Raw genomic sequence first — 22,259 nt, 5'->3', positions numbered from 1 at the left:
GTTCCGAGAGGGCTTACATGCAGAATTCCATCAACGCCGGGCGTGCGCGGGGGCTCTCGCTCACCGATCCCACCGTCCGGGCCTGGGCCTTCCAGATCATCGCCGTGATCGTCGTCGTCGCGGTGGGCTGGTTTCTCTTCGACAACACCCAGACCAACCTCGAACACCGCGGCATCCAGTCCGGCTTCGGGTTTCTCCAGCACAGCGCCGGTTTCGGCATCTCCCAGCACCTGATCGACTACAGCGAAAGCGACACCTATACCCGGGTGTTCCTGGTCGGCCTGCTCAACACGCTGCTGGTCACGGTGGTCGGCATCTTCTTCGCTACCATCATCGGCTTCATCCTCGGCGTGGCGCGGCTGTCGCACAACTGGCTGATCCGCAAGCTGGCGACCCTGTACATCGAGACCTTCCGCAACATCCCGCCGCTGCTGCAGATCTTCTTCTGGTACTTCGCCGTCCTCGGGCCGCTGCCCGGGCCCCGGCAGAGCATCAGCTTCGGCGACCTGTTCTTCGTCAACAACCGCGGCCTGCAGATGCCCGCGCCGGTCGCCGCCGACGGCCTGGGGCCGTTCATCGTCGCGGTGATCCTGGCGATCGTCGGCTGGGCGGTGATCTGGAAGTGGGCCAAGGCCCGCCGCCACGCCACCGGCAAGGCGTTCCCGGTGTTCCTCAGCGGCCTGGCGCTGCTGATCCTGCTGCCGGCGCTGGTGGCGCTGGTGGCCGGCGCGCCGTTCCACTGGGACGTGCCGGTGCTGCAGGGCTTCAACTTCCGCGGTGGCTGGGTGGTGATCCCGGAACTGGTGTCGATCATCCTCGCGCTGTCGGTGTACACCGCCGCCTTCATCGGCGAGACGGTGCGCGCCGGCATCCTGGCGGTCAGCCACGGCCAGACCGAGGCCGCCGGCTCCCTCGGCCTGCGTCCGGGGCAGATCCTGCGCCTGGTGGTCATCCCGCAGGCGCTGCGGGTGATCATCCCGCCGCTGACCAGCCAGTACCTGAACCTGGCGAAGAACTCTTCGCTGGCGGCCGCCATCGGCTACCCGGACATGGTCTCGCTGTTCGCCGGCACGGTGCTCAACCAGACCGGCCAGGCCATCGAGACCATGGCCATCACCATGAGCGTGTACCTGGCCATCAGTATCAGCATTTCGCTGCTGATGAACTGGTACAACAAGCGCATCGCGCTGGTCGAGAGGTAGGAAGCAGACCATGGCAACTCATACCTTCAAGCCCGATCAGCCGCCACCGGCGATGAGCGTGGGCGTCGTCGGCTGGCTGCGCGCCAACCTGTTCTCCGGCTGGTTCAACACCCTGCTGACGCTGCTGGGCCTGTACCTGGTGTACCTGATCCTGCCGCCGTTGCTGGAGTGGGCCTTCATCAAGGCCAACTGGACCGGCGCGACCCGCGCCGACTGCGCCCGCGAGGGCGCCTGCTGGGTGTTCATCGGCTCGCGCTTCGGCCAGTTCATGTACGGCTTCTACCCCGAGGAACTGCGCTGGCGCGTGGACCTCACCGTGCTCTTCGTGATCTTCGGCGCGGCGCCGCTGTTCCTCAAGCGCTTCCCCTACAAGCTGAAGTACGGCCTGGGCTTCCTCCTGGCCCTGCCGCTGGTGGCCTACTGGCTGCTGCGCGGCGGCTTCCTCGGCCTGGAGAACGTGTCCACCAGCCAGTGGGGCGGCCTGATGCTCACCGTGGTGATCGCCGCGGTCGGCATCTGCGGGGCGATGCCGCTGGGCATCCTGCTGGCGCTGGGACGGCGCTCGAAGATGCCGGCGATCAAGGTCATCTGCGTCACCACCATCGAGTTCTGGCGCGGCGTGCCGCTGATCACCGTGCTGTTCATGTCCTCGGTGATGCTGCCGCTGTTCCTGCCCGAGGGGATGAACCTCGACAAGCTGCTGCGGGCCATGGTGATGGTGGTGCTGTTCGAGGCCGCCTACATCGCCGAGGTGGTGCGCGGTGGCATGCAGGCGATCCCCAAGGGGCAGTACGAGGCCGCCGCCGCCATGGGCCTGGGCTACTGGCGGACCATGGGCCTGGTGATCCTGCCGCAGGCGCTCAAGCTGGTGATCCCCGGCATCGTCAACACCTTCATCGCGTTGTTCAAGGACACGAGCCTGGTGATCATCATCGGCCTGTTCGACTTCCTCAACAGCATCAAGCGCGCCACCGCGGACCCGGCCTGGCTGGGCATGGCCACCGAGGGCTATGTGTTCGCCGCGGCGGTCTACTGGATCTTCTGTTTCAGCATGTCCCGCTACTCCATGCACCTGGAGCGCAAGCTGGACACCGGCCACAAGCGTTAGGAGTGATTCATCATGTCTGAAGCCACCCAAAAGACCGCACAGCCGGCCATCGGCGATCACGTGATGATCACCATGAAGGACGTGAACAAGTGGTACGGCCAGTTCCACGTGCTCAAGGACATCAACCTGGAGGTCAAGCAGGGCGAGCGCATCGTGCTCTGCGGGCCGTCCGGTTCGGGCAAGTCCACCACCATCCGCTGCATCAACCGCCTGGAGGAACACCAGCAGGGCAGCATCGTGGTCGACGGCACCGAGCTGACCAACGACCTCAAGCAGATCGAGGCGATCCGCAGCGAAGTCGGCATGGTGTTCCAGCACTTCAACCTGTTCCCGCACCTGACCGTGCTGCAGAACTGCATCCTCGCGCCCATGTGGGTGCGCAAGCTGCCCAAGCGCCAGGCCGAGGAAATCGCCATGCATTACCTGGAGCGCGTGCGCATCCCGGAGCAGGCCAACAAGTACCCCGGGCAGCTCTCCGGCGGCCAGCAGCAGCGCGTGGCGATCGCCCGCGCGCTGTGCATGAAGCCGAAGATCATGCTGTTCGACGAACCGACCTCGGCACTCGACCCGGAGATGGTGAAGGAAGTGCTCGACACCATGATCGGCTTGGCGCAGAGCGGCATGACCATGCTCTGCGTGACCCACGAGATGGGCTTTGCCCGCACCGTGGCGAACCGGGTGATCTTCATGGACAAGGGCGAGATCGTCGAGCAGGCCCCGCCGGACCAGTTCTTCGACAACCCGCAGTCCGACCGCACCAAGCTGTTCCTCAGCCAGATCCTGCACTGAGGCACGAAGCCCCCTCTGCCGTCGCGGGGAGGGGGCCGTCGGCCTTTCGCCAACTCGCGCTCGTCTCCCCCGATGGTCCTGCGCCGCCGCGACGGCGTATGCTGGAAGGCTCCATTGCCGTCATGGCGGCATCGACGCGCGCGGGTTGAACCCGGGCGGCGCATCGGTGTTCCCATGTACAGTGCTTTGTCAGGGATGGGCTAAGGTTGGAAATAGCTCGCCTGCAACGCCGTCCGAAGGAAGAGAGCCGACGTGAACCTGATCCTGTCTCCACTGAACCTTAGCAAGGCCAAGGCCTGGAGCGCCCATGCGGTGACCTCCAGCGGTGTCATCCTCGCGCTGCTGGCGCTGCTGGCGCTGGTCGACAACCGCCCCCAGGCCTGCCTGCTGTGGCTGGGCGTGGCCCTGCTGGTGGATGGGCTGGACGGCACCCTGGCGCGCAAGTTCGACGTCAAGGCGGTGCTGCCGCACTTCGACGGCTCGACCCTGGACCTGGTGATCGACTACCTGACCTACGTGTTCATCCCGGCGATCTTCGTCTACCGCTACGTGCCGCTGCCGCTGCACACCGAACTGCTGGCGGTGGGCGTGATCCTGGTGTCCTCGCTGTTCTGCTTCTGCAACGTCAACATGAAGAGCAAGGACAACTACTTCGTCGGCTTCCCGGCCGCGTGGAACGTGGTCGCGGTGTACTTCTACGTGCTCGCCCCGCACCCCTGGGTGAGCTTCCTCACCGTGCTGGTGCTGGCCGCGCTGACCCTGACCCGGATGAAGTTCCTGCACCCTTTCCGCGTGCGCCAGTTCATGCCGCTGAACATCGCGGTGACCTTCGTCTGGATGCTCAGCAGCGCGCTGCTGATCCTCCAGCAGCCGGTGGACCAGCCCTGGCTGCTCGGCCTGTGGTTCGCTGCGTCGGCCTACTTCATCGGCGTCTGCGTGTGGCGCACGGCGATGGAGTGGTTCCACTGACCCTCGCGCAACCGCGGTTTTCTTCTGCGTAGGATGGGTGGAGCGCAGCGATACCCATCGATACCCGTGCCATGAGCTGCATGGGTATCGCAAGCTCCACCCATCCTGCGATCTGGTTCGCGAGCAAGCTCGCTCCTACAGGGCGCTCCCGTTCCCCTGCCGTCCCATCAGCCGCTGCCGGAAGGCGCCCGGCGTCTCCCCGCACAACTGCTTGAACAGCCGCGCGAAGCTGGCGCGGTCGGCGTAGCCGATATCGCTGGCGATGCGCTCCAGCGAGCGCGCCGGGTCGCCCAGCGCTTCCTGCGCCGAGGCGATGCGCAGGCGTTGCACGTAATCGTTCGGCGTCATCCCCAACTGCTCGCGGAAGCGCCGCAGCAGGGTGCGCGTCGAGCAGTGCACGCGCTGCGCCAGCGCGGCCAGGTCGAACGGCTCGGCGTAGTTGTCCTCCAGCCACTCCAGCAGCGGCGCCAGCGCCGAGTCTGCGGGCAGCGGTTCGGGCAGCAGCGGGGTGAAGCGCCGCTGCCGGCCCCGGCCATGCTCGAACACCAGGGTGGCCGCCGCGCGCCGGGCCAGCGCCGCGCCGGCGTGGCGTTCGATCAGGTACAGGCACAGGTCCAGGCCGGCCTGCGCGCCGCCGGAGCAGAGGCGACCGCCGTCCTCGGTGCACAGCGCGTCGATGTCCAGCTTCACCTGTGGATAACGCTCGCGGAAGGCCGCTTCCAGCGCCCAGTGGGTGGTGGCGCGGCGGCCGTCGAGCACGCCCGCCTCGGCGAGCAGGAAGGCGCTGCTGCACAGGCTGCCCAGCTGCAGGCCGGGCGGGCTGCGGCGCAGCCAGGCGAGCAGCGGCTGGTTGGCGAGGCAGGTGGCGGCCACGTCCGGGCCGGTGGCGGGGATCAGCAGCAGATCGCAATCCCCGGCGCGGTCGAGCGCGCCTTCCACCTCGATGCGCCCGAAGGACAGGGCGACCGGCGCACCGTCGGCGCTCACCCGCAGCACCTCGAACAGACGCCGGCCGGCGAGCCGGTTGGCCAGGTGGAAGGCATCCATGGCCAGGCCAAGACTGGAACACAGCGTTTGCGGGCAGACGAACAGGGCTATCCTGAACATGACGTCTCACTGCGACTTTGGCGTTATCGATCATAATTTTGTCGATAATGCCAATCGTGTCCAGTCGAAGCCTCACCGATACTGCGCTCGACCCCACCACGCGAGCGCCGCCATGGCCCATCCCAACGCCCAGTTGATCGAACGCTTCTACCAGGCCTTCCAGCGCCGCGACGGCGACGCCATGGCCGCCTGCTACAGCGCCGACGTGCGCTTCAGCGACCCGGTCTTCCCCGCCCTGCGCGGCGCCGAGGCCGGGGACATGTGGCGCATGCTCACCGCGCGCGCCGAGGGTTTCTCCCTGAGCTACGAAGGCGTCGAGGCGGACGAGCAGCGCGGGACGGCGCGCTGGGTGGCGTCCTACACCTTCAGCGGGACTGGCCGGCGGGTGGTCAATCGCATCCGCGCGCACTTCGAGTTCCGCGACGGCCTGATCTGCCGTCACGTCGATGAGTTCGACCTGTGGAAGTGGTCGCGCCAGGCCCTCGGCGCCAAGGGCATCCTGCTGGGCTGGACGCCGCCGGTGCAGGCGGCGATCCGCGCGCAGGCCGCCCGGGGCCTCGCGGCATACCGCACACAACGGGCCGCGAAGGCCTGATGTCACGGTGCCGGGCTCGCCCGCGCGGGGCGGATAGGCTTAAATGACAGGCGACTCCGACAGGATGCCGCCATGATCACTCTTTTTCAGTTCCCGCCCGCCTTCAACGTGCCCAACGTCAGCCCCTTCTGCCTGAAGCTGGAAACCTTCCTGCGCCTGGCCGGGCTGGAATACCAGGTCAAGCACGTGGTCGACCCGCGCAAGGGGCCCAAGGGCAAGCTGCCGTTCATCACCCTGGACGGCAAGGCCATCGCCGATACCGCGATCATCATGCGCATCCTGCAGCAGTACTACGAATTCGACCTCGACGCCGGCCTCGACGCCCGCGGCCGTGGCTGGGCGGTGTCGATCACCCGGCTGTGCGACGAGCATCTGGTGCCGCTGCTGGTGTACTTCCGCTGGCTTGACGAGCAGGGTTTCCGCCAGGTGCGGGACGTGATGCTGCGCAGCGTCCCGGCGCCGCTGCGCCCGGCGGTGGGCATGTTCATGCAGCGCAAGATCCGAGGCGACCTCGCCGGCCGCGGCCTGATCCGGCACAGCCGCGACGAGCTGCTGAGCTTCGCCCGCGACGACCTCGAAGCGCTGGACGGCATGCTCGGCGACCTGCCGTACTACGGCGGCGCCCAGCCCTGCAGCGCCGATGCCGCCGCCTACGGCGTGCTGGCCAACCTGATCCTGAGCACCCTGGAAACCCCGCTCAACGACATGGCGCGCGGCTACGAACGGCTGGTGGCCTACTGCGAGCGCATGCAGGCGCGGGTCTGGGCCTCGTGACCGACGCGCCACCCAAGCCCTGGTTCGTCTACCTGGTGCGCGCCGAGAATGGCGCGCTCTACTGCGGCATCAGCGACGACCCGCAGCGCCGCTTCGAGACCCACCGCAGCGGACGCGGCGCGCGCTTCTTCCACTCCAGCCCGGCGCAGGCGCTGGTCTACGTCGAAGCCTGCCCCGGCAAGGGCGACGCCCTGCGCCGCGAGCGGGCGATCAAGGCGCTGACCAAGCCGGCCAAGGAGCGCCTGGTGCGGGCCAGCCCGGCCATCACCGGCGTGGATGTCGCGCTATCCGAGGCGTGAGGTAGGCCGCCGCCGCCCCTCGGGTTAAGCTGCCAGTCCACTTTCCGTCCGCTGGAGCCCGTGATGTCCGAGCTGATCCTGCACCACTACCCGACCTCGCCCTTCGCCGAAAAGGCGCGCCTGATGCTGGGTTTCAAGCAGCTGTCGTGGCACTCGGTGAGCATCCCGCCGCTGATGCCCAAGCCGGACCTGATGGCCCTCACCGGCGGCTACCGCCGGACCCCGGTGCTGCAGGTCGGCGCCGACATCTACTGCGACACCGCGCTGATCGCCCGCCGCCTGGAGCAGGAGAAGGCGGTGCCGTCGCTGTTCCCCGAAGGCCAGGAGTTCACCGCCGCCAGCTTCGCCCAGTGGGCCGATTCGGTGATCTTCCAGCACGCCGTCAGCCTGGTGTTCCAGCCCGAATCCATCGCGGCGCGCTTCGCCCGGTTGCCGGAGGAATTCCTCAAGGCCTTCATCGCCGACCGCGGGCAGCTGTTCAGCGGCGGCAGCGCCAGCCGCCTGCCGGCCGAGCAGGCCCGGCACCAGTGGCCGGTGTTCATGGCGCGCATCGAACAGCAGCTGGCGCGGGAGGAGGGCGACTTCCTGTTCGGCGAGCCGTCGATCGCCGATTTCGCCCTGGCCCACTGCCTGTGGTTCCTCAAGGGCACGCCGGTGACCGCGCCGCTGGTGGACGATTACCCGGCAGCCAGCGCCTGGCTCGGCCGGGTGCTCGGCTTCGGCCACGGCTCCGCCAGCGAGATGAGCGCGGAGGCGGCCATCGCCGTCGCCCGCGACAGCCAGCCCGCCGCGTTGCCAGAGGATGATTTCGTCGATCCGAATGGCTTCGGCGCCGGCCAGCGGGTGGCGATCGCCGCCACCGACTATGGCGTCGACCCGGTGGAGGGCGAGTTGCTGCACGCCGGGCGCGAAAGCCTGGTCCTGCGCCGCGAGGACCCGCGCGCCGGCACCGTCCACGTGCACTTCCCGCGCCTGGGCTTCAGCATCCGGCCGGCCTGAGCCCGACAGGGCCCGGGCACTGCCGCATCACCGGGGTGCGCAGGCGCGGCAGGTTCTCGGCCATCTCGCGGAAGTGCTGCAGGCGCTCGTAGCAGAGCGTCAGCTCCCCGCCGTCGCTGTTGTACCAGGCGTCCGGCGCGCCGCAGCTGACCAGCCGCAGGGTCAGCGGCCGGGGCGGGCGGAGCTGCTGGAAGAGCGTATCGACCAGTTGCTGCAGGCGGTTTCCGTCGTGCAGCAGGGCGATCAGCGGGGCGGTGGCCTCGGCATCGATCTGCGGCGCCTCGAACTCCACCCTCACCTCGGGGCGATGCTGTATCGCCAGCGTGCGCCGGGCGTGGCGCACCCAGTGCAGGGCCTTGCTGGCCTGCTGGAATTCGCGGTCGCAATAGACGGCGCGCTCGTAGGGCAGCCCGATCAGCGACGGCAGCCAGTCCAGCCGCTCCATGTCGCTGCCGTACAGCAGGCAGGCGATGTTGTAGTAGCGCTGTTCGTCCAGCGGATGGCTGTCCCAGGCCTGCACCTGTTCCAGCGGCGGCTTGGGCGTCTGCCATTCCAGGCGCCAGTAGTCGGCGATGTCCAGCAGGCGCGCGTCGACCTCGTCGCGCGGCAGTTTCGCGTAGAGCTGGAACAGCAGGATGAAGCCCAACTGGTCGGCGGCGTCCTCCTCGCGGCCCAGCACCGGCAGGTCGTACTCGTCGATCAGCATGTGCCCCATCTCGTGCATCACGCTGAATTCGGCGTTGGCCAGCACGAAGCGCGCGACGTTGGGCGAAAGCGGCGGCGCGGGATCGGCGCAGGCGATGCCGGCGCAGAGCAGGAACAGCAGGACGAGGTACGAAGGGTGCGCCCGGGAGTGCCCGGAGAGCGGAGGAGCAGCGGCGGTGAGAGCCTGGTCGGACATGGCGGCCACCGTGGAACTGAGGCGCCTCAATTGACTCTAGCAGCCGCCGGCCGCTGGTTTGCGGCGGTCCGTCGGAACGGGTGATTCACTGCAGGAACGCGATGGGCGCTCTCTCGGCCCATGTCCGGTGTGGCGCGGTTTGCTTTCCGTAGGAGCGGCAAGCTCGGCGCAGGTTTCTATGTAGGAGCGGACCTTGTCCGCGAAGGGCTTCGCTTTCTGCCGGAGCCCCCGGATTGTGAGCGAACATTTCGCGGACAAGGTCCGCTCCTACGGGAATGGCGTTCCTCCGGACACAAAAAAGCCCATCTCGCGATGGGCTTTTTTCAGCGCCGCGCGTCAGTTCTTGCGCCGCTTGAGCTGGTCGTGCAGCTGGGTCGGCAGGCCGCGGATGATCAGCATGTCGCGCTCCTCGTCGTATTCCACCTTGCTGCCCAGCAGGTGCGCCTCGAAGCTGATCGACAGCCCCTCGGCGCGGCCGGTGAAGCGGCGGAACTGGTTGAGGGTGCGCTTGTCCGCCGGGATTTCCGGCGCCAGGCCGTAGTCCTTGTTGCGGATGTAGTCGTAGAAGGCGCGCGGCGCCTGGTCGTCCATCAGCTCGGAGAGCGCGTCCAGGGCCATCGGCTCGCCGATCTTCGCCTGGCTGGTGGCGTAGTCCACCAGCACGTCGGTCTTCTCCCGGGCCTGCTCTTCGGGCAGGTCCTCGCTTTCCACGAAGTCGCTGAAGGCCTTGAGCAGGGTGCGGGTCTCGCTCGGCGGGTCGACGCCCTCGGTGCAGCCGATGAAGTCGCGGAAGTAGTCCGAGACCTTCTTGCCGCCCTTGCCCTTGATGAAGGAGATGTACTGCCGCGAGGTCTTGTTGTTGCGCCACTCGGAGATGTTGATCCGCGCCGCCATGTGCAGCTGGCCGAGGTCCAGGTGGCGCGACGGGGTGACTTCCAGCGACTCGGTCACCGCCACGCCTTCGCTGTGGTGCAGCAGGGCGATGGCCAGGTAGTCGGTCATGCCCTGTTGGTAGTGGCAGAACAGCACGTGGCCGCCGGTGGAGAGGTTGGACTCCTCCATCAGCGTCTTCAGGTGCTCCACCGCCTGTTTGCTGAAGGCGACGAAGTCCTTGCCGTTGTCCAGGTAGTCGGTCAGCCAGCCGCTGAACGGGTAGGCCCCCGACTCGCCCTGGAACAGGCCCCAGGCCTTGTTCGGCTTGGCGTTGTAGCTTTCGTTGAGGTCGGCCATCAGGTTCTCGATGGCCTGGGAGTCGCCCAGCTCGGCATCGCGCGCGTGCAGCGTCGCGGGGTTGCCGTCGGGCTTCTTGTCGATCAGGTGGACGATGGCGTGGCGAATCGGCATGGCGGACCCGGTTGTTCAGTGCCGGCCCCGCTGCCTCTCGGGCGGCGGGACGGGCGGATGATGGGAAAGCGCCAGAGTTTACCCGACCCGGCGGCGGGATGCGCGTTGCCTACCACTGCGCCGGCGGCAGGCGCCGGGTATGAAAGATGCGCAGGACCTGCAGGCGTCCGTCACGGATGCGGTAGGGAATCAGGTATGGATGGCTGGTCATCGCCCATTCGCGGGTGCCGGCGATGCGGCCCTCCCTTCCCGCTGCGGGATTCAGCGACAGCCGCTCGACGCCGGCGAGTACGGCGCTGACGAACGCCCGCGCGGCGGCGGGGTTGTCCCGGGCAATGTAGGTGGCTTCATCATCGAGGTTGCGCAGTGCCGTGCGCAGCCACTCAATCCGCATCGCCTGCCCATTTGCCCAGGACGGACTTCACTTCGGCATCGCTGGCGAAGTCGCCGGCATCCGCTTCGGCGATGGCCTTCTGGATCTCGCCGATCTGCCAGGACTCGCGCACCAGGTATTCGTCCAGCGCCTGGGCGGCAAGGAAGTTCTTGCTGCGTCCGGTGGCCTGGGCCAGCTTGGCGAGCGTATCGGACTGGTCGTCCGACAGCCGCAGGGACATGACGGGCATGGAGCACCTCAGGTGTAGTGTGTTGCACTACAAGATACTACAGCTCACTACGGTTGCCGTATGCGCCCATCGGTCGAGACCCATTCCGAGCCAGACGTCCGAAAGTGCTCAGTCCGCCGCCGGCATCGCCTCACCGTCACGCTCGCGCCGGTTGCGGCGCAACTGGCGCAGGCGGCGGATCACGTAGTTCAGGTGCAGGTGCAGCTCGTACAGCTCGTTGTAGTAGGACAGCGGCACCTCGACCTTGGCCAGCTCCGCCTCCAGCTGCTCCAGGCGCTCGATCTCGCTGCTCAGCTCGGCGCTGCCGGTGCGTTCGTCGAGGCGCCGGTCGATCTCGCGCAGGTAGCGGTACCAGCGGTAGATGCGCGCGCGGATGCGCCAGCGGTACAGCGGGCCGATGGACTTGAGCAGCGGGATGAGGATGGCGATGAAGGGGATCAGCAGGATGATGTAGCGGTCCGCCAGGGAGGCGATGCGAAACGGCAGGAAGCGCTGCAGCAGCGGCGGGCCGCTCTTGTAGTAGCGCTCGGCGTCGGCCTGCAGGGCCAGGGTGCGCGGCTCGGCGCTGGGGAAGGCGCCGGCCGGGTCGAGCAGGCTGCCCTTGCGCATCACCCGCCGCGCGGCTTCGAGGATCAGCGGGGTGAGCGCCGGGTGGAAGTTGTCGTTGATCACCAGGGTGGCCACCGGCGACAGCGTGGCCAGGTCCTGTTCCGGAACGTTCTGCGCCAGGTTGAGCAGGCCCTCGCTCACCTCCACCCGCTTGAGGAACGGAATCCGCGCCTCGTAGGCGTGGGCGCGGCGGAAGCCGGCCAGCTTCAGTTGCGGGCTGGCCGCCAGGCGCTGGATCAGCGGGTTTTCCGCCGGGCCGACGAAGAAGGCCGCGTCCAGCGTGCCGGCCAGCAGCTCATTGGCCACCGCGTTGCCGCCGCGGGCCTGCCAGGTCGCCGGCAGCGGATCGGCGGGGATGTCGTTGGCCTTGAGGATGGCCTCGGTCACCGCCTCGGTGCCGCTGCCCGGCGTGCCGATGGCCAGCCGCAGCGGCAGCAGGTCGGCGATGCGGTCGATCTTCACCTCGCGGCGCTGGAACAGCCACAGGGGCTCCTGGAACATCGCCCCGAGGGTCTGCAGGCCGGCGCGCCGCCCGGGCTCCAGCTGCTGCTCCTGGCCGCTCTGCACCAGCCCGATGTTCACCCCGCTGCCCTCGTCCAGCAGCTTCTCCAGGTTCTGCCGCGAGCCGGCGGTGCGCACCAGCTTCAGCTCGAAGCCCTGATTGGCCAGTTCCTCCTTCAGGCGCTCGCCGAAGACCGCATAGCCGCCGCCCGGCGCGCCGGTGGCGAGGGTGGCGCTCATCGGCGGCGGCGGTGCGACGAAGTAGAAGACCGCGGCCACCAGCGCGGCCAGCACCGGCACCAGCCAGAGGTTGGCGCGGATGAGGATGGCGAGGTCCTTGAGCATGTTGACGAGGCGTTGCATGGAGGGTCCTTGTCGAGTCGTGCCTTCCTGAAAGATAGCCAGCCTGCGCGGCGGCGGCCGGCGAATCCGCCATGGCGGACGCGGAAGCCGCTATCATCCCAGCCTTTGGATCACGGCGGCGGACGTCACGCACCATGCGCATTCTCCACACCTCCGACTGGCACCTGGGCCAGCATTTCATGGGCAAGAGCCGCGAGGCCGAACACGCGGCGTTCTGCGCCTGGCTGGTCGGGCAGGTGCGCGAGCAGGGCGTGGACGCGCTGATCATCGCCGGCGACGTGTTCGACACCGGCGCGCCGCCCAGCTACGCCCGCGAGCTGTACAACCGCTTCATCGTCGAGCTGCGCGCGACCGGCGCGCGGCTGGTGGTGCTGGGCGGCAACCATGATTCGGTGGCCATGCTGGACGAATCCCGCGAGCTGCTGGCGTGCCTGGACACCCGGGTGATCGCCGCCGTCGGCACCGACCTGGATGCCCAGGTGCTGGTGCTGCCGCAGCGCGACGGCGAGCCCGGCGCGATCCTCTGCGCGATCCCCTTCATCCGCCCGCGCGACGTGCTCACCAGCCAGGCCGGGCAGAGCGCGCAGGACAAGCAGCAGGCGCTGCAACAGGCGATCCAGGCGCATTACCGGCAGCTGTTCGAGCGCGCCGAGGCGCAGCGCGAAGCCCTCGGCCGGCACCTGCCGATCATCGCCACCGGCCACCTCACCACGGTCGGGGCGAGCGCCAGCGAGTCGGTGCGGGAAATCTACGTCGGCACGCTGGAAGCCTTCCCCACCAGCGCCTTCCCGCCGGCGGACTACATCGCCCTCGGGCACATCCACCGCCCGCAGAAGGTCGGCGGGCTGGAGCACATCCGCTACTGCGGCTCGCCCATCGCCCTGAGTTTCGACGAGGCCGCGCAAGCCAAGCAGGTGCTGCTGGTGGACCTGGACGACAGCGGCCTGCGCAGCGTCGGCGCCTTGCCGGTGCCGTGCTTCCAGCCGCTGAAATCGGTGTCCGGCAGCCTCGCCAGCCTGCCCGCCGAACTGGCCCGCGCGGCCGAAGAAGGCAGTGCCGAGCAGCCGGTGTGGCTGGAGGTGCTGGTGCACACCGACGACTACCTCAGCGACATCCAGGTGCGCGTCGAGAAACTCTGCGAAGACCTGCCGGTGGTCGTCCTGCGCACCCGTCGCGAGCGCGGCACTGCCCAGGCGGCGCTGTTCAGCGAGGCGAAGGAAACCCTCGACGAGCTCAGCCCCGAGGACGTGTTCCGCCAGCGCCTGGACAGCGAGGAACTGGACGCGCCGCTGCGCGAGCGCCTGACCGGGCTGTACCGCGAGGTGGTCAGCGAATTGCAAGAACAGGATCAGGAGCAGCGGCCATGAGAATCCTCAGCCTGCGCCTGAAGAACCTCAACTCGCTGAAGGGCGAGTGGAAGATCGACTTCAGCGCCGAGCCCTTCGCCGGCAACGGCCTGTTCGCCATCACCGGCCCCACCGGCGCCGGCAAGACCACCCTGCTCGACGCCATCTGCCTCGCGCTGTACCACCGCACGCCGCGCATGAGCGTGCTGTCGCAGAGCGGCAACGAGCTGATGACCCGGCACACCGCCGACTGCCTCGCCGAGGTCGAGTTCGAGGTCAAGGGCCAGCCCTACCGCGCCTTCTGGAGCCAGCGCCGCGCCCGCGACAGGGCCGAAGGCGCGCTGCAGGCGCCGAAGGTGGAGCTGGTGCGCATCGACCGCGACAGCGGCGAGGGGGAAATCCTCACCGACAAGATCGGCGACAAGCTCCGGCAGACCGAAACCCTCACGGGCCTCGACTTCGAGCGCTTCACCAAATCCATGCTGCTGGCCCAGGGCGGCTTCGCCGCCTTCCTCGAAGCCAGCGCCAACCAGCGCGCCGAGCTGCTGGAGGAACTCACCGGCACGGAAATCTACGGGCTGATCTCGCAGCGCGTCTTCGAGCGCACCCGCGACGTGCGCGGCGCGCTCGACCAGCTGCGGGCCCGCGCCGAGGGCGTCGAACTGCTCAGCGCCGAGCAGCGCGAAGACCTTGAACAGCAGAACCACCAGGCGCTGTTGCAGGAAGCCTCGCTGCAGGGCCGCCAGGTGGTGCTGCAGACCCAGCGCCGCTGGCGCGAGGAACTCGTCCGCGCCGAGCAGCAGATGCAGCAGGCCGGCGAGCAGGAAGCCGGCGCCCGCCAGGCGCTCGACGCCGCGCAGCCGGATCTGCAGCGCCTGGCCGCCAGCGAACCCGCCGCGCGCCTGCAACCGCTGCACCAGGCCTGGCGCGCCAGCCACGACAGCCTGGCGCAGGACCGCGCCGCGCTGGAGGACAACCGCGCCGAGCAGGCCGCCAGCCGCGAACGGAGCGCCGAGGCGCTGTGGAGCGTCAGCCAGTTCGCCGCGCAATTGAGCGCCACCCGCGACGCGGAACTGGACGCCCTGGCCGGGCAACGCCAGGCCCTGGAAGCGCGCCTCGCCCAGCAGCCGCAACGGGCGCGGCTGGGCGAGCTGCTGGGCGGCTGGCGCGCGCAGTTCGCCCAGCGCACGCGCCTGCTGGCGGCCGGCGCGGAGTTGCAGCGCCAGTTCGAACAGGCCGAGCAGGCATTCCGCGAGGCCGGCACCCGCCGCGACGGGCTGCAAGGCGCCGTCAGCCACAGCGAACAGGCGCTCGGCGAGGCGCGCCAGAACGAATCCGCCGCCCGGCAGCAGCTGGAAGCAGCGCTCGCCGGGGCCACCGAAGCGCAACTGCGCGAGCGCGAGCAGCAGTTGCAGGCGCTCGGCCGTGGTTTCGACCGCCTGGAGCAGATCGCCCAGGCATGCACCCAGGCCGCCGCGCAACTCGCCCGCTGGCAGCCGGAGCTGCTCGCCCTGCGCCAGCGCAAGAGCGAGCGCGACGGCGCCATCGTCGACCTGCGCGAGCGCTACAAGGCGACGCAGCAGCAGGTCGCCGAGCGGGAAAAGCTCCTGCAGCAGGAGCAGCGCATCCACCAGCTCGAACACTGGCGCGCGCAATTGCAGCCGGGCGAAGCCTGCCCGCTCTGCGGCTCCCGGCAGCACCCGGCGGTGGACGCCTACCAGGCGCTGGATGTCTCGGCCACCCAGACGGCGCTGGAACAGAGCAGGCGCGCGCTGGCGGAACTGGAAAGCCAGGGCATCGCCCTGCGCGGCGAACTGGCCGAACTGGAAGCGCAGATTCAGCAGGGCCAGCGCCAGCTCGACGACGCCGAAGCGACGCTCCGCCAGCAGCAGGATGCCTGGCGGCAGCACTGCGCGGCGCAGGGCCTGCAACTGGAGGATGAACAGGCGCTGGCCGCCGAACGCCAGCGTCACGAGGCGGCGCTGGCCGGTCTGCAGCGGCAGTTGAAGGCACTGGAAGAACACAAGGCGCGCCTGCAGCAGAGCGTGCAGGCGCGGGTAGACGCCGAGCGCGTGCACAGCGAGGCGGCGCAGCAGCTGGCGCTGTTCGAGGGCGAGCAGCAGTTCGCCCGGCAGCGCCAGGACGAGCGGACCCAGCAGATCGCCAGCCAGCGCGCCGAGCTGCAACAGCAGGAAGACGCGCTGACCGCCGCCCTGGCGGAGCTGGGCTACGGCCTGCCGGAAGACGGCGAACGCTGGCTGGCCGAGCGCGGCGAGGAGTGGCAGCTCTGGCAGCGGGACCAGCAGCTCGGCCAGCAGCTGGCCACCGCCGAACGCGATGCCGCGCAGGCCGCGAGCGCGGCGCGGGAGGCCGCACGGCAGTGGCAGCAGCGCTGGCAGGACGCGGCGTTCGCGGCGCGGCCGGCGTTGCCGAAGGCTGAAGAGCCACAGCGGGCGCTGGACGAAGCCGAGGCCCGGCTCAGCGCCAGCCAGCGCCAGGCCGACGCCCTGAGCGTCCGCGAGCAGGCGCTGCAGGAACGCCTGGAGCAGGACCAGGCGCGCCTGGCGCAGAGCCTGGACGTCTGGCAACAGGCGCTGGAGCAGAGCCCGTTCGCCGACGAGTCCGCCTATCTCGGCGCGCTGCTGGACGACGCCCAGCGCGCGGAACTCAGCGCCCTCAGGCAGGCCCTGGACACCGCCATCACCGAGGCGGCGGCCCTGCGCGCCGCGGCGCTGCGGGACGTCGAGCGTCTGCGCGCCGAGCCGCACGGCGACCAGCCGCTGGAGGAGCTGAACCAGCAACTGCTCGCCCTCAACGCCGAACTGCGCGGGCTGGGCCAGCGTCAGGGCGAAATCCGCGCGCAGTTGCAGGCCGACGACGCGCGCCGCGCCAGCCAGCAGAGCCTGTTCGCGGAGATCGCCCGGCAGGAGCAGGAGCACGACCTCTGGCAGCGCCTCAACAGCCTGATCGGCTCCGCCGATGGCGCGCGCTACCGGCGCTTCGCCCAGGGCCTGACCCTCGACCATCTGGTGCACCTCGCCAACCGCCAGTTGCAGCGCCTGCACGGCCGCTACCAGCTGGCGCGGCGCAGCGACGGCGAACTGGAGCTGGAGGTGATCGACACCTGGCAGGGCGATACGGCGCGCGACTGCCGGACGCTGTCCGGCGGCGAGAGCTTCCTGGTCAGCCTGGCGCTGGCGCTGGCGTTGTCCGACCTGGTCAGCCACAAGACCAGCATCGACTCGCTGTTCCTCGACGAAGGCTTCGGCACCCTCGACGGCGAAACGCTGGAAGTGGCGCTGGACGCCCTGGACAGCCTCAACGCGACGGGCAAGACCATCGGCGTGATCAGCCACGTCGAGGCGCTGAAGGAACGCATCCCGGTGCAGCTCAAGGTGCACAAGGGCGTCGGCATGGGCTACAGCCAGCTCGACGCGTGCTTCCGCTTCACCCCGGAGCAGGGCTGACGCCCGCCTTGCGCGTTTACACGGGCGCATGAAAAAAGCCGTTTCTCCTCGGGGAGAAACGGCTTTTTTCATCGGCAGTGCAGACTTACTCGCCCGGCTTCTTCAGCTTCGGGTTGGGGAAGAACTGCACGTTCTGGACATTGGGATCGGCGGGCTTCTTCAGGGCGCTGACGTTGACCCGGGTGGCCAGTTCCTTCGGCACCGACTGGCCCTGCGCATTGAGGGTGTCGGCATAGCCGCAGGCCACGCACTCGCGGTGCGGCACGCCGTCCTCGTCCCACATGACGATCTTGTCCTGCTCGCTGCACGCCGGGCACACGGCGCCGGCGATGAAACGCTTCTTCACTTCGCTCATCAGGCTGCCTCCTCGCTCAGGCCGGAGTGGCGCAACAGGGCGTCGATGGACGGCTCGCGGCCACGGAAGGCCACGAACAGCGCCATCGGCTCCTGGGAACCGCCCCTGGCCAGGATCGCGTCGCGGAACGCCGCGCCGGTCGCCGGGTTGAGCACGCCTTCTTCCTCGAAGCGCGAGAAGGCGTCGGCGGACAGCACTTCGGCCCACTTGTAGCTGTAGTAACCGGCCGCGTAACCGCCGGCGAAGATGTGCGCGAAGCTGTTGGCGAAGCGGTTGTACGCCGGCGGGCGCATCACCGCGACCTCGTCGCGCACGGTTTCCAGCACGTCGAGTACGCTGCGGCCGTCGCCGTGGCTGGCGTGCAGCTCGAAGTCGAACAGCGAGAACTCCAGCTGGCGGACCATCATCAGGCCGGACTGGAAGTTCTTCGCCGCGAGCATCTTCTCCAGCAGGTCCTGCGGCAGCGCCGCGCCGGTCTCGTAGTGGCCGGAGATCAGGGCGAGGCCTTCCGGCTCCCAGCACCAGTTCTCCATGAACTGGCTGGGCAGCTCGACCGCGTCCCAGGCCACGCCGTTGATGCCCGAGGCGCCGGCGTGTTCGACGCGGGTCAGCAGGTGGTGCAGGCCGTGGCCGAACTCGTGGAACAGGGTGGTGACTTCATCGTGGGTCAGCAGCGCGGGCTTGCCGTTCACCGCCGGGGTGAAGTTGCACACGAGATAGGCCACCGGCGACTGCAGCTCGCCACCGGCGGTGCGGCGGCGGTCGCGGGCGCCGTCCATCCAGGCGCCGCCGCGCTTGTTGGCGCGGGCGTAGAGGTCGAAGTAGAAGCGGCCGACGTGCTGGCCGTTTTCCTCGATCTCGAACAGGCGCACGTCCGGGTGCCAGCGCTCGAAGTCGCTGAGCTCGCGGATCTGGATGCCGTAGAGCTTCTGCACGATGGCGAACAGGCCGGAGAGCACCTTGTCGATCGGGAAGTAGGCGCGCAGGGCTTCCTGGGACACGCTGTAGCGCGCCTCGCGCAGCTTCTCGCCGAAGTAGCTGGCGTCCCAGCTCGAAAGGTCCGCGCAGCCCTGCTCGGCGGCGTAGGCCTTGAGCTGCTCCAGGTCCTGGGCGGCGAAGGGCTTGCTGCGCACGGCGAGGTCGCGGAGGAAGTGCAGGACCTGCTCGGGGCTCTCGGCCATCTTGGTGGCCAGGGACAGCTCGGCGAAGTTCGCAAAGCCCAGCAGGCGCGACAGCTCCTGGCGCAGGTCGAGGATTTCCTGCATCACCGGGCCGTTGTCGTTCTGCCCGGCGTTCGGGCCCTGGTCGGAGGCGCGGGTGCAGTACGCGGCGTAGACCTCTTCGCGCAGGGCGCGATCTTCGGCGTAGGTCATCACGGCGTAGTAGCTGGGGAATTCCAGGCTGATCAGCCAGCCGTCCAGTTCCTTGGCCTGCGCGGCCTGCTGCATCTGCGCCTTGGCCGAGTCGGTCAGGCCGGCCAGCGCGGCTTCGTCGGTGACGTGCCTGGTCCAGGCCTGGGTGGCGTCCAGCAGCTGGTTGGAGAAGCGGCTGCCGAGCTCGGACAGGCGCGTCTGGATTTCGGCGTAGCGCTTCTGCTGCTCGGCTGGCAGGTCGATGCCCGACAGGCGGAAGTCGCGCAGGGCGTGTTCGAGGATGGTCTTCTGGGCGACGTCGAAGTCCTTCGACTCGGGGCTTTCGGCCAGCGCCTCGTAGACCTTGAACAGCTCGCGGTTCTGGCCCAGCTCGGTCCAGTAGGCGGACAGCAGCGGCAGGCAGCCTTCGTAGGCTTCGCGCAGTTCGGCGCTGTTGCACACCGCGTTGAGGTGGCTGACCGGACTCCAGGCCTTGCCCAGGCGGTCATGCAGTTCGTCCATGGCCAGCACCAGGCCGGCCCAGGTCGGGGTGCCGTTCTGCTCGGCGAGAATGCGCGCGATGGCGGCGCGGTTGTCGGCGAGGATCTGCTCGATGGCCGGCTTCACGTGTTCCGGACGGATGGACGAGAAGGGCGGCAGGTCGTAGCTCTGCAGAAGGGGATTCGCGCTCACGGTGGCACCTTGGTTGAAGAAACACCCGGCCATCTTAAATACAATCGGCGCTCACCGCAGCTTGCGGCTTACTTGAGGGGAGCAGCTATCGTGACCATTCGAACCTATCAGGGCAAAACGCCCGTTCTCGGCGAGCGCGCGTTCGTCGACGCCAGCGCCGTGGTCATCGGCGACGTGGAGCTCGGCGCCGACAGCTCGGTGTGGCCGCTGGTCACCATTCGCGGCGACATGCACCGCATCCGCATCGGCGCGCGCACCAGCGTGCAGGACGGCAGCGTGCTGCACATCACCCACGCCGGGCCGTTCAACCCGGACGGCTTCGCGCTGACCATCGGCGACGAGGTGACCGTCGGTCACAAGGTGTTGCTGCACGGCTGCACCATCGGCAGCCGCATCCTGCTGGGCATGGGCTCGATCGTCATGGACGGCGCGGTGATCGAGGACGAGGTGATCCTCGGCGCCGGCAGCCTGGTGCCGCCGGGCAAGGTGCTGGAGAGCGGCTACCTCTACGTCGGCAGCCCGGTGAAGAAGGCCCGCCCGCTGACCGACAAGGAGCGCGCCTTCTTCAGCTACAGCGCCGACAATTACGTGAAGCTCAAGGACCAGCACATCGCCGAGGGCTACGCCGGCTGAGCGACCCGCACGCCGACCAGAGGAGAACACGCCATGCTGCTACGCGCCCAGACGTCCACCCTGCTGCTCATCGATATCCAGGAGCGGCTGTTCCCGGCCATCCACGACGCCGAATCGGTGCTCGAACACAGCGCCTGGCTGCTGGCCATCGCCCAGCGCCTGGGCGTGCCGGCGCTGGCCACCGAGCAATACCCGAAGGGCCTCGGCCCGACCCTGCCGGCGTTGCGCGATGCGCTGCCGGCGGACGCGTTGCTGGAGAAGATCACCTTTTCCGCCGTGACCGACCCCGGCCTGCTGCAGATGCCCGGCGGCGAGCGCCGGCAGTTCGTGGTCTGCGGCACCGAGGCGCATGTCTGCGTGCTGCAGACGGTGCTGGGCCTGCTGGCCGAGGACCGCGAGGTGTTCGTGGTGGAGGAGGCCGTCGGCTCGCGCCGGCCGCGGGACAAGGCGCTGGCGCTGGAGCGCCTGCGTCAGGCCGGGGCGGTGATCGTCTCGCGGGAGATGGTCGCCTTCGAGTGGCTGGAGCGCGCCGGCACGGAAGTCTTCCGCGAGGTCAGCAGGCAGTTCATCCGTTGAGCGTCATTTCCACAGTGCGCGCCATTTGGCGCGCTGCTCCGGTTCGAGGAAGGTCCAGGCGACGAAGCGGCTCTGCTTCTGGCCCTGGGCCATGTCCACGGTGCGGACGCTGACGGCGCCGGCCTTCTTCAGGGCGCGGCGGAATTCGTCGAGGTTGCCGGCCTTGGATACCAGCGAGCTGAACCACAGCACCTGTTTGCCGACTTCCGCGCTTTCCGCCGCCAGCTTGCGCAGGAAGGCGATCTCGCCGCCCTCGCACCAGAGCTCGTTGCTCTGTCCGCCGAAGTTCAGCGTGGGCAGCTTGCGCGACGGGTCGAGCTTGCCGAGGTTCTTCCATTTGCGCCGGCTGCCGCTGCTGGCTTCCCCGGGGGAGGAATGGAAGGGCGGGTTGCACAGCGTGGCGTCGAAGCGTTCGTCGGCGCCGAGCAGGCCGTGGAAGATGTGCCGTGGGTCGTGTTGCTGGCGCAGTTCGATGGCTTCGTCGAGGCCCGGGTTGCCGTTGAGGATGGCGTGGGCGGAGGCCAGGGCGGCGGGCTCGATGTCCGAGCCGAGGAAGCGCCAGCCGTAGTCGCGGTGGCCGATCAGCGGGTAGATGCAGTTGGCGCCGACGCCGATGTCCAGCACGCGCACCTGCGGCCCGCGCGGGATGCGGCCGGCGTTCTCCTCGGCGAGCAGGTCGGCGAGGTAGTGCACGTAGTCCGCGCGGCCGGGGATCGGCGGGCAGAGGAAGCCGGCGGGGATGTCCCACTGGCCGATGCCGTACTGCGCCTTGAGCAGCGCGCGGTTGAACACCCGCACCGCCTCGGGATCGGCGAAGTCGATGCTCGGCTTGCCGTAGGGGTTGGTGATGAGGAAGCGGCCCAGCTCGGGGCAGCCCTCGATCAGCGCAGGAAAGTCGTAATGCCCCTGGTGCCGGTTGCGCGGGTGCAGCAGGTTCGGCCGCTTGGCGGCGGGGTCGCGCAGCGGTGCGGAGGCTTTGGAGGGCGCGGCGGGGCGTTTCGGCGGTTTCGGCATGACGGTGCGCGGGGCAGGGAAGCGGTGGGCGATTTTCCCACAGTTGCGCGCCGGGCGCCTCAGCCGAGCAGCGCGTGGCCCAGGCGGTCGAGCAGCACGGCGCAGAGCAGGACCGGCAGCGGCAGGCCGAGCAGGGTACCGAGCATGTACGGCGCGAAGCCGATGCCGGAGAGCGCAAGGCTGTAGTTCAGCATCGGCGCGCTGACGAAGAGGTGGCGCAGGAGGAACACGGTGCCCGCCGGGCGCTGGTCGAGGTGGCTGAACAGTGCGCGGGCCACCCGGTTGTCCAGCAGGCGCAGGCCGTTGCCGCCCACCGCGCGCACCACCAGGAAGGTGATGGCGCAGGAGAACAGCGCCGCCACGTAGGTGGCCAGGCCGCCCCACAGCGTGCCCAGGGTCAGCACGGCGGCGGTGAGGAACACCAGGCCGGGAATGTGCAGCAGGTTGCCCAGGGTGAACAGCCCGATGAACAGCAGCAGGCCGCCCAGGAGGTGCTCCTCCAGCTTGCCGCGCAGGTAGTCGAGGCTGAATTCGTCGTCCAGGCCGCTGGCGCGGTAGAGCGCGAACAGCAGCGCGGCGAAGGCGATCAGCAGGATCAGCCGGCGAAAACGCCAGATCAGCGGCGGGACGGTCAGCATGC

At 68.9% G+C, this 22,259-nt stretch carries 22 protein-coding genes; 12 read left to right on the top strand and 10 right to left on the bottom strand.

Annotated features, from left to right (window positions below):
- Nucleotides 1-17: 17 nt before the first annotated feature.
- From AC3B6A_RS21760 to pcsA, 4 genes are all read left to right on the top strand, one after another.
- Nucleotides 18-1,202 carry an amino acid ABC transporter permease gene (locus tag AC3B6A_RS21760; protein ID WP_488399177.1) on the top strand — a complete coding sequence of 395 codons (1,185 nt, stop codon included), beginning with the start codon at nt 18-20 and terminating at the stop codon, nt 1,200-1,202.
- A 10-nt stretch (nt 1,203-1,212) separates the two neighbouring features.
- Entirely contained in the window at nt 1,213-2,310 is a 1,098-nt protein-coding gene (locus AC3B6A_RS21755) for an amino acid ABC transporter permease (RefSeq protein ID WP_488399176.1), read from the top strand.
- A gap of 12 nt (nt 2,311-2,322) precedes the next feature.
- Nucleotides 2,323-3,099: an amino acid ABC transporter ATP-binding protein gene (locus tag AC3B6A_RS21750; RefSeq protein ID WP_488399175.1), complete on the top strand. Its 777-nt coding sequence runs from the start codon at nt 2,323-2,325 to the stop codon at nt 3,097-3,099.
- A 252-nt stretch (nt 3,100-3,351) separates the two neighbouring features.
- A complete protein-coding gene (gene pcsA / locus AC3B6A_RS21745) occupies nt 3,352-4,068 on the top strand; it encodes a phosphatidylcholine synthase (protein WP_488399174.1) in 717 nt (238 codons plus the stop codon).
- A gap of 135 nt (nt 4,069-4,203) precedes the next feature.
- Here pcsA and AC3B6A_RS21740 read toward each other — a convergent pair whose 3' ends face one another.
- Nucleotides 4,204-5,175 carry a GlxA family transcriptional regulator gene (locus AC3B6A_RS21740; protein ID WP_488399173.1) on the bottom strand — a complete coding sequence of 324 codons (972 nt, stop codon included), beginning with the start codon at nt 5,173-5,175 and terminating at the stop codon, nt 4,204-4,206.
- 112 nt (nt 5,176-5,287) lie between these two features.
- On the opposite strand from AC3B6A_RS21740, the gene AC3B6A_RS21735 reads away from it, so the two are divergent.
- The 4 genes from AC3B6A_RS21735 (at nt 5,288) to AC3B6A_RS21720 (ending at nt 7,842) form a co-directional block, all read left to right on the top strand.
- Entirely contained in the window at nt 5,288-5,770 is a 483-nt protein-coding gene (locus tag AC3B6A_RS21735) for a nuclear transport factor 2 family protein (RefSeq protein ID WP_488399172.1), read from the top strand.
- A 72-nt stretch (nt 5,771-5,842) separates the two neighbouring features.
- Nucleotides 5,843-6,544, top strand: coding sequence for a glutathione S-transferase C-terminal domain-containing protein (locus AC3B6A_RS21730; protein ID WP_488399171.1), 702 nt, complete (start codon nt 5,843-5,845; stop codon nt 6,542-6,544).
- Nucleotides 6,541-6,843 carry a GIY-YIG nuclease family protein gene (locus AC3B6A_RS21725; protein ID WP_488399170.1) on the top strand — a complete coding sequence of 101 codons (303 nt, stop codon included), beginning with the start codon at nt 6,541-6,543 and terminating at the stop codon, nt 6,841-6,843. The genes AC3B6A_RS21730 and AC3B6A_RS21725 overlap by 4 nt, the downstream gene beginning before the upstream one ends.
- A 63-nt stretch (nt 6,844-6,906) precedes the next feature.
- Complete coding sequence (locus AC3B6A_RS21720) at nt 6,907-7,842, top strand: glutathione S-transferase family protein (protein ID WP_488399169.1); 936 nt, start codon at nt 6,907-6,909, stop codon at nt 7,840-7,842.
- On the opposite strand, the gene AC3B6A_RS21715 is transcribed toward AC3B6A_RS21720, so the two are convergent.
- The 5 genes from AC3B6A_RS21715 to AC3B6A_RS21695 form a co-directional block, all read right to left on the bottom strand.
- A complete protein-coding gene (locus tag AC3B6A_RS21715; RefSeq protein WP_488399168.1) occupies nt 7,823-8,743 on the bottom strand; it encodes a DUF4344 domain-containing metallopeptidase in 921 nt (306 codons plus the stop codon). The two genes, AC3B6A_RS21720 and AC3B6A_RS21715, sit on opposite strands and share 20 nt — an antisense overlap.
- A gap of 336 nt (nt 8,744-9,079) precedes the next feature.
- Nucleotides 9,080-10,087, bottom strand: coding sequence for a nucleoid-associated protein YejK (gene yejK, locus AC3B6A_RS21710; RefSeq protein ID WP_488399167.1), 1,008 nt, complete (start codon nt 10,085-10,087; stop codon nt 9,080-9,082).
- Between the two features lie 109 nt (nt 10,088-10,196).
- Complete coding sequence (locus tag AC3B6A_RS21705; protein WP_488399166.1) at nt 10,197-10,481, bottom strand: type II toxin-antitoxin system RelE/ParE family toxin; 285 nt, start codon at nt 10,479-10,481, stop codon at nt 10,197-10,199.
- Nucleotides 10,471-10,710 (bottom strand): CopG family ribbon-helix-helix protein, encoded by a 240-nt coding sequence (locus AC3B6A_RS21700; RefSeq protein WP_488399165.1) that lies wholly within the window; start codon nt 10,708-10,710, stop codon nt 10,471-10,473. Before AC3B6A_RS21700 ends, AC3B6A_RS21705 begins: the two co-directional genes overlap by 11 nt.
- A 108-nt stretch (nt 10,711-10,818) precedes the next feature.
- Nucleotides 10,819-12,183: a TAXI family TRAP transporter solute-binding subunit gene (locus AC3B6A_RS21695; protein WP_488399164.1), complete on the bottom strand. Its 1,365-nt coding sequence runs from the start codon at nt 12,181-12,183 to the stop codon at nt 10,819-10,821.
- Between the two features lie 134 nt (nt 12,184-12,317).
- Between AC3B6A_RS21695 and sbcD the strand changes: the two genes are divergently transcribed.
- Nucleotides 12,318-13,550: an exonuclease subunit SbcD gene (gene sbcD / locus AC3B6A_RS21690; RefSeq protein WP_488399163.1), complete on the top strand. Its 1,233-nt coding sequence runs from the start codon at nt 12,318-12,320 to the stop codon at nt 13,548-13,550.
- Nucleotides 13,547-16,996, top strand: coding sequence for an SbcC/MukB-like Walker B domain-containing protein (locus AC3B6A_RS21685; RefSeq protein ID WP_488399162.1), 3,450 nt, complete (start codon nt 13,547-13,549; stop codon nt 16,994-16,996). The genes sbcD and AC3B6A_RS21685 overlap by 4 nt, the downstream gene beginning before the upstream one ends.
- 85 nt (nt 16,997-17,081) lie before the next feature.
- On the opposite strand, the gene AC3B6A_RS21680 is transcribed toward AC3B6A_RS21685, so the two are convergent.
- Both AC3B6A_RS21680 and prlC read right to left on the bottom strand, forming a co-directional pair.
- On the bottom strand, nt 17,082-17,351 hold the full coding sequence (locus AC3B6A_RS21680) for a YheV family putative zinc ribbon protein (RefSeq protein WP_488399161.1): 270 nt from the start codon (nt 17,349-17,351) through the stop codon (nt 17,082-17,084).
- Entirely contained in the window at nt 17,351-19,396 is a 2,046-nt protein-coding gene (gene prlC / locus AC3B6A_RS21675) for an oligopeptidase A (RefSeq protein ID WP_488399160.1), read from the bottom strand. Before prlC ends, AC3B6A_RS21680 begins: the two co-directional genes overlap by 1 nt.
- 90 nt (nt 19,397-19,486) lie before the next feature.
- Here prlC and AC3B6A_RS21670 point away from each other — a divergent pair, with 90 nt between their 5' ends.
- Both AC3B6A_RS21670 and AC3B6A_RS21665 read left to right on the top strand, forming a co-directional pair.
- Nucleotides 19,487-20,029, top strand: a complete 543-nt coding sequence (locus tag AC3B6A_RS21670) for a gamma carbonic anhydrase family protein (protein ID WP_488399159.1) — start codon at nt 19,487-19,489, stop codon at nt 20,027-20,029.
- Nucleotides 20,030-20,062: 33 nt separating this feature from the next.
- Entirely contained in the window at nt 20,063-20,605 is a 543-nt protein-coding gene (locus tag AC3B6A_RS21665; RefSeq protein ID WP_488399158.1) for a hydrolase, read from the top strand.
- Between the two features lie 3 nt (nt 20,606-20,608).
- On the opposite strand, the gene rlmF is transcribed toward AC3B6A_RS21665, so the two are convergent.
- Both rlmF and AC3B6A_RS21655 read right to left on the bottom strand, forming a co-directional pair.
- On the bottom strand, nt 20,609-21,619 hold the full coding sequence (gene rlmF / locus AC3B6A_RS21660; protein ID WP_488399157.1) for a 23S rRNA (adenine(1618)-N(6))-methyltransferase RlmF: 1,011 nt from the start codon (nt 21,617-21,619) through the stop codon (nt 20,609-20,611).
- 59 nt (nt 21,620-21,678) lie between these two features.
- Nucleotides 21,679-22,257 (bottom strand): VTT domain-containing protein, encoded by a 579-nt coding sequence (locus AC3B6A_RS21655; protein WP_488399156.1) that lies wholly within the window; start codon nt 22,255-22,257, stop codon nt 21,679-21,681.
- Between the last annotated feature and the right edge of the window lie 2 nt (nt 22,258-22,259).

Source organism: Pseudomonas sp. B12(2026) (assembly GCF_057767015.1).
This window is presented reverse-complemented; position numbering and strand designations above follow the sequence as displayed.

Excerpts from the sequence above, each read along its gene's own strand:
- AC3B6A_RS21760 (WP_488399177.1), top strand. The coding sequence starts at position 18 with ATGCAGAATTCCATCAACGCCGGGCGTGCGCGGGGGCTCTCGCTCACC.
- AC3B6A_RS21755 (WP_488399176.1), top strand. The coding sequence starts at position 1,213 with ATGGCAACTCATACCTTCAAGCCCGATCAGCCGCCACCGGCGATGAGC.
- AC3B6A_RS21750 (WP_488399175.1), top strand. The coding sequence starts at position 2,323 with ATGTCTGAAGCCACCCAAAAGACCGCACAGCCGGCCATCGGCGATCAC.
- AC3B6A_RS21740 (WP_488399173.1), bottom strand. The coding sequence starts at position 5,175 with ATGTTCAGGATAGCCCTGTTCGTCTGCCCGCAAACGCTGTGTTCCAGT.
- AC3B6A_RS21735 (WP_488399172.1), top strand. The coding sequence starts at position 5,288 with ATGGCCCATCCCAACGCCCAGTTGATCGAACGCTTCTACCAGGCCTTC.
- AC3B6A_RS21730 (WP_488399171.1), top strand. The coding sequence starts at position 5,843 with ATGATCACTCTTTTTCAGTTCCCGCCCGCCTTCAACGTGCCCAACGTC.
- AC3B6A_RS21720 (WP_488399169.1), top strand. The coding sequence starts at position 6,907 with ATGTCCGAGCTGATCCTGCACCACTACCCGACCTCGCCCTTCGCCGAA.
- AC3B6A_RS21715 (WP_488399168.1), bottom strand. The coding sequence starts at position 8,743 with ATGTCCGACCAGGCTCTCACCGCCGCTGCTCCTCCGCTCTCCGGGCAC.
- yejK (WP_488399167.1), bottom strand. The coding sequence starts at position 10,087 with ATGCCGATTCGCCACGCCATCGTCCACCTGATCGACAAGAAGCCCGAC.
- AC3B6A_RS21705 (WP_488399166.1), bottom strand. The coding sequence starts at position 10,481 with ATGCGGATTGAGTGGCTGCGCACGGCACTGCGCAACCTCGATGATGAA.
- AC3B6A_RS21700 (WP_488399165.1), bottom strand. The coding sequence starts at position 10,710 with ATGCCCGTCATGTCCCTGCGGCTGTCGGACGACCAGTCCGATACGCTC.
- AC3B6A_RS21695 (WP_488399164.1), bottom strand. The coding sequence starts at position 12,183 with ATGCAACGCCTCGTCAACATGCTCAAGGACCTCGCCATCCTCATCCGC.
- sbcD (WP_488399163.1), top strand. The coding sequence starts at position 12,318 with ATGCGCATTCTCCACACCTCCGACTGGCACCTGGGCCAGCATTTCATG.
- AC3B6A_RS21685 (WP_488399162.1), top strand. The coding sequence starts at position 13,547 with ATGAGAATCCTCAGCCTGCGCCTGAAGAACCTCAACTCGCTGAAGGGC.
- AC3B6A_RS21680 (WP_488399161.1), bottom strand. The coding sequence starts at position 17,351 with ATGAGCGAAGTGAAGAAGCGTTTCATCGCCGGCGCCGTGTGCCCGGCG.
- AC3B6A_RS21665 (WP_488399158.1), top strand. The coding sequence starts at position 20,063 with ATGCTGCTACGCGCCCAGACGTCCACCCTGCTGCTCATCGATATCCAG.
- rlmF (WP_488399157.1), bottom strand. The coding sequence starts at position 21,619 with ATGCCGAAACCGCCGAAACGCCCCGCCGCGCCCTCCAAAGCCTCCGCA.
- AC3B6A_RS21655 (WP_488399156.1), bottom strand. The coding sequence starts at position 22,257 with ATGCTGACCGTCCCGCCGCTGATCTGGCGTTTTCGCCGGCTGATCCTG.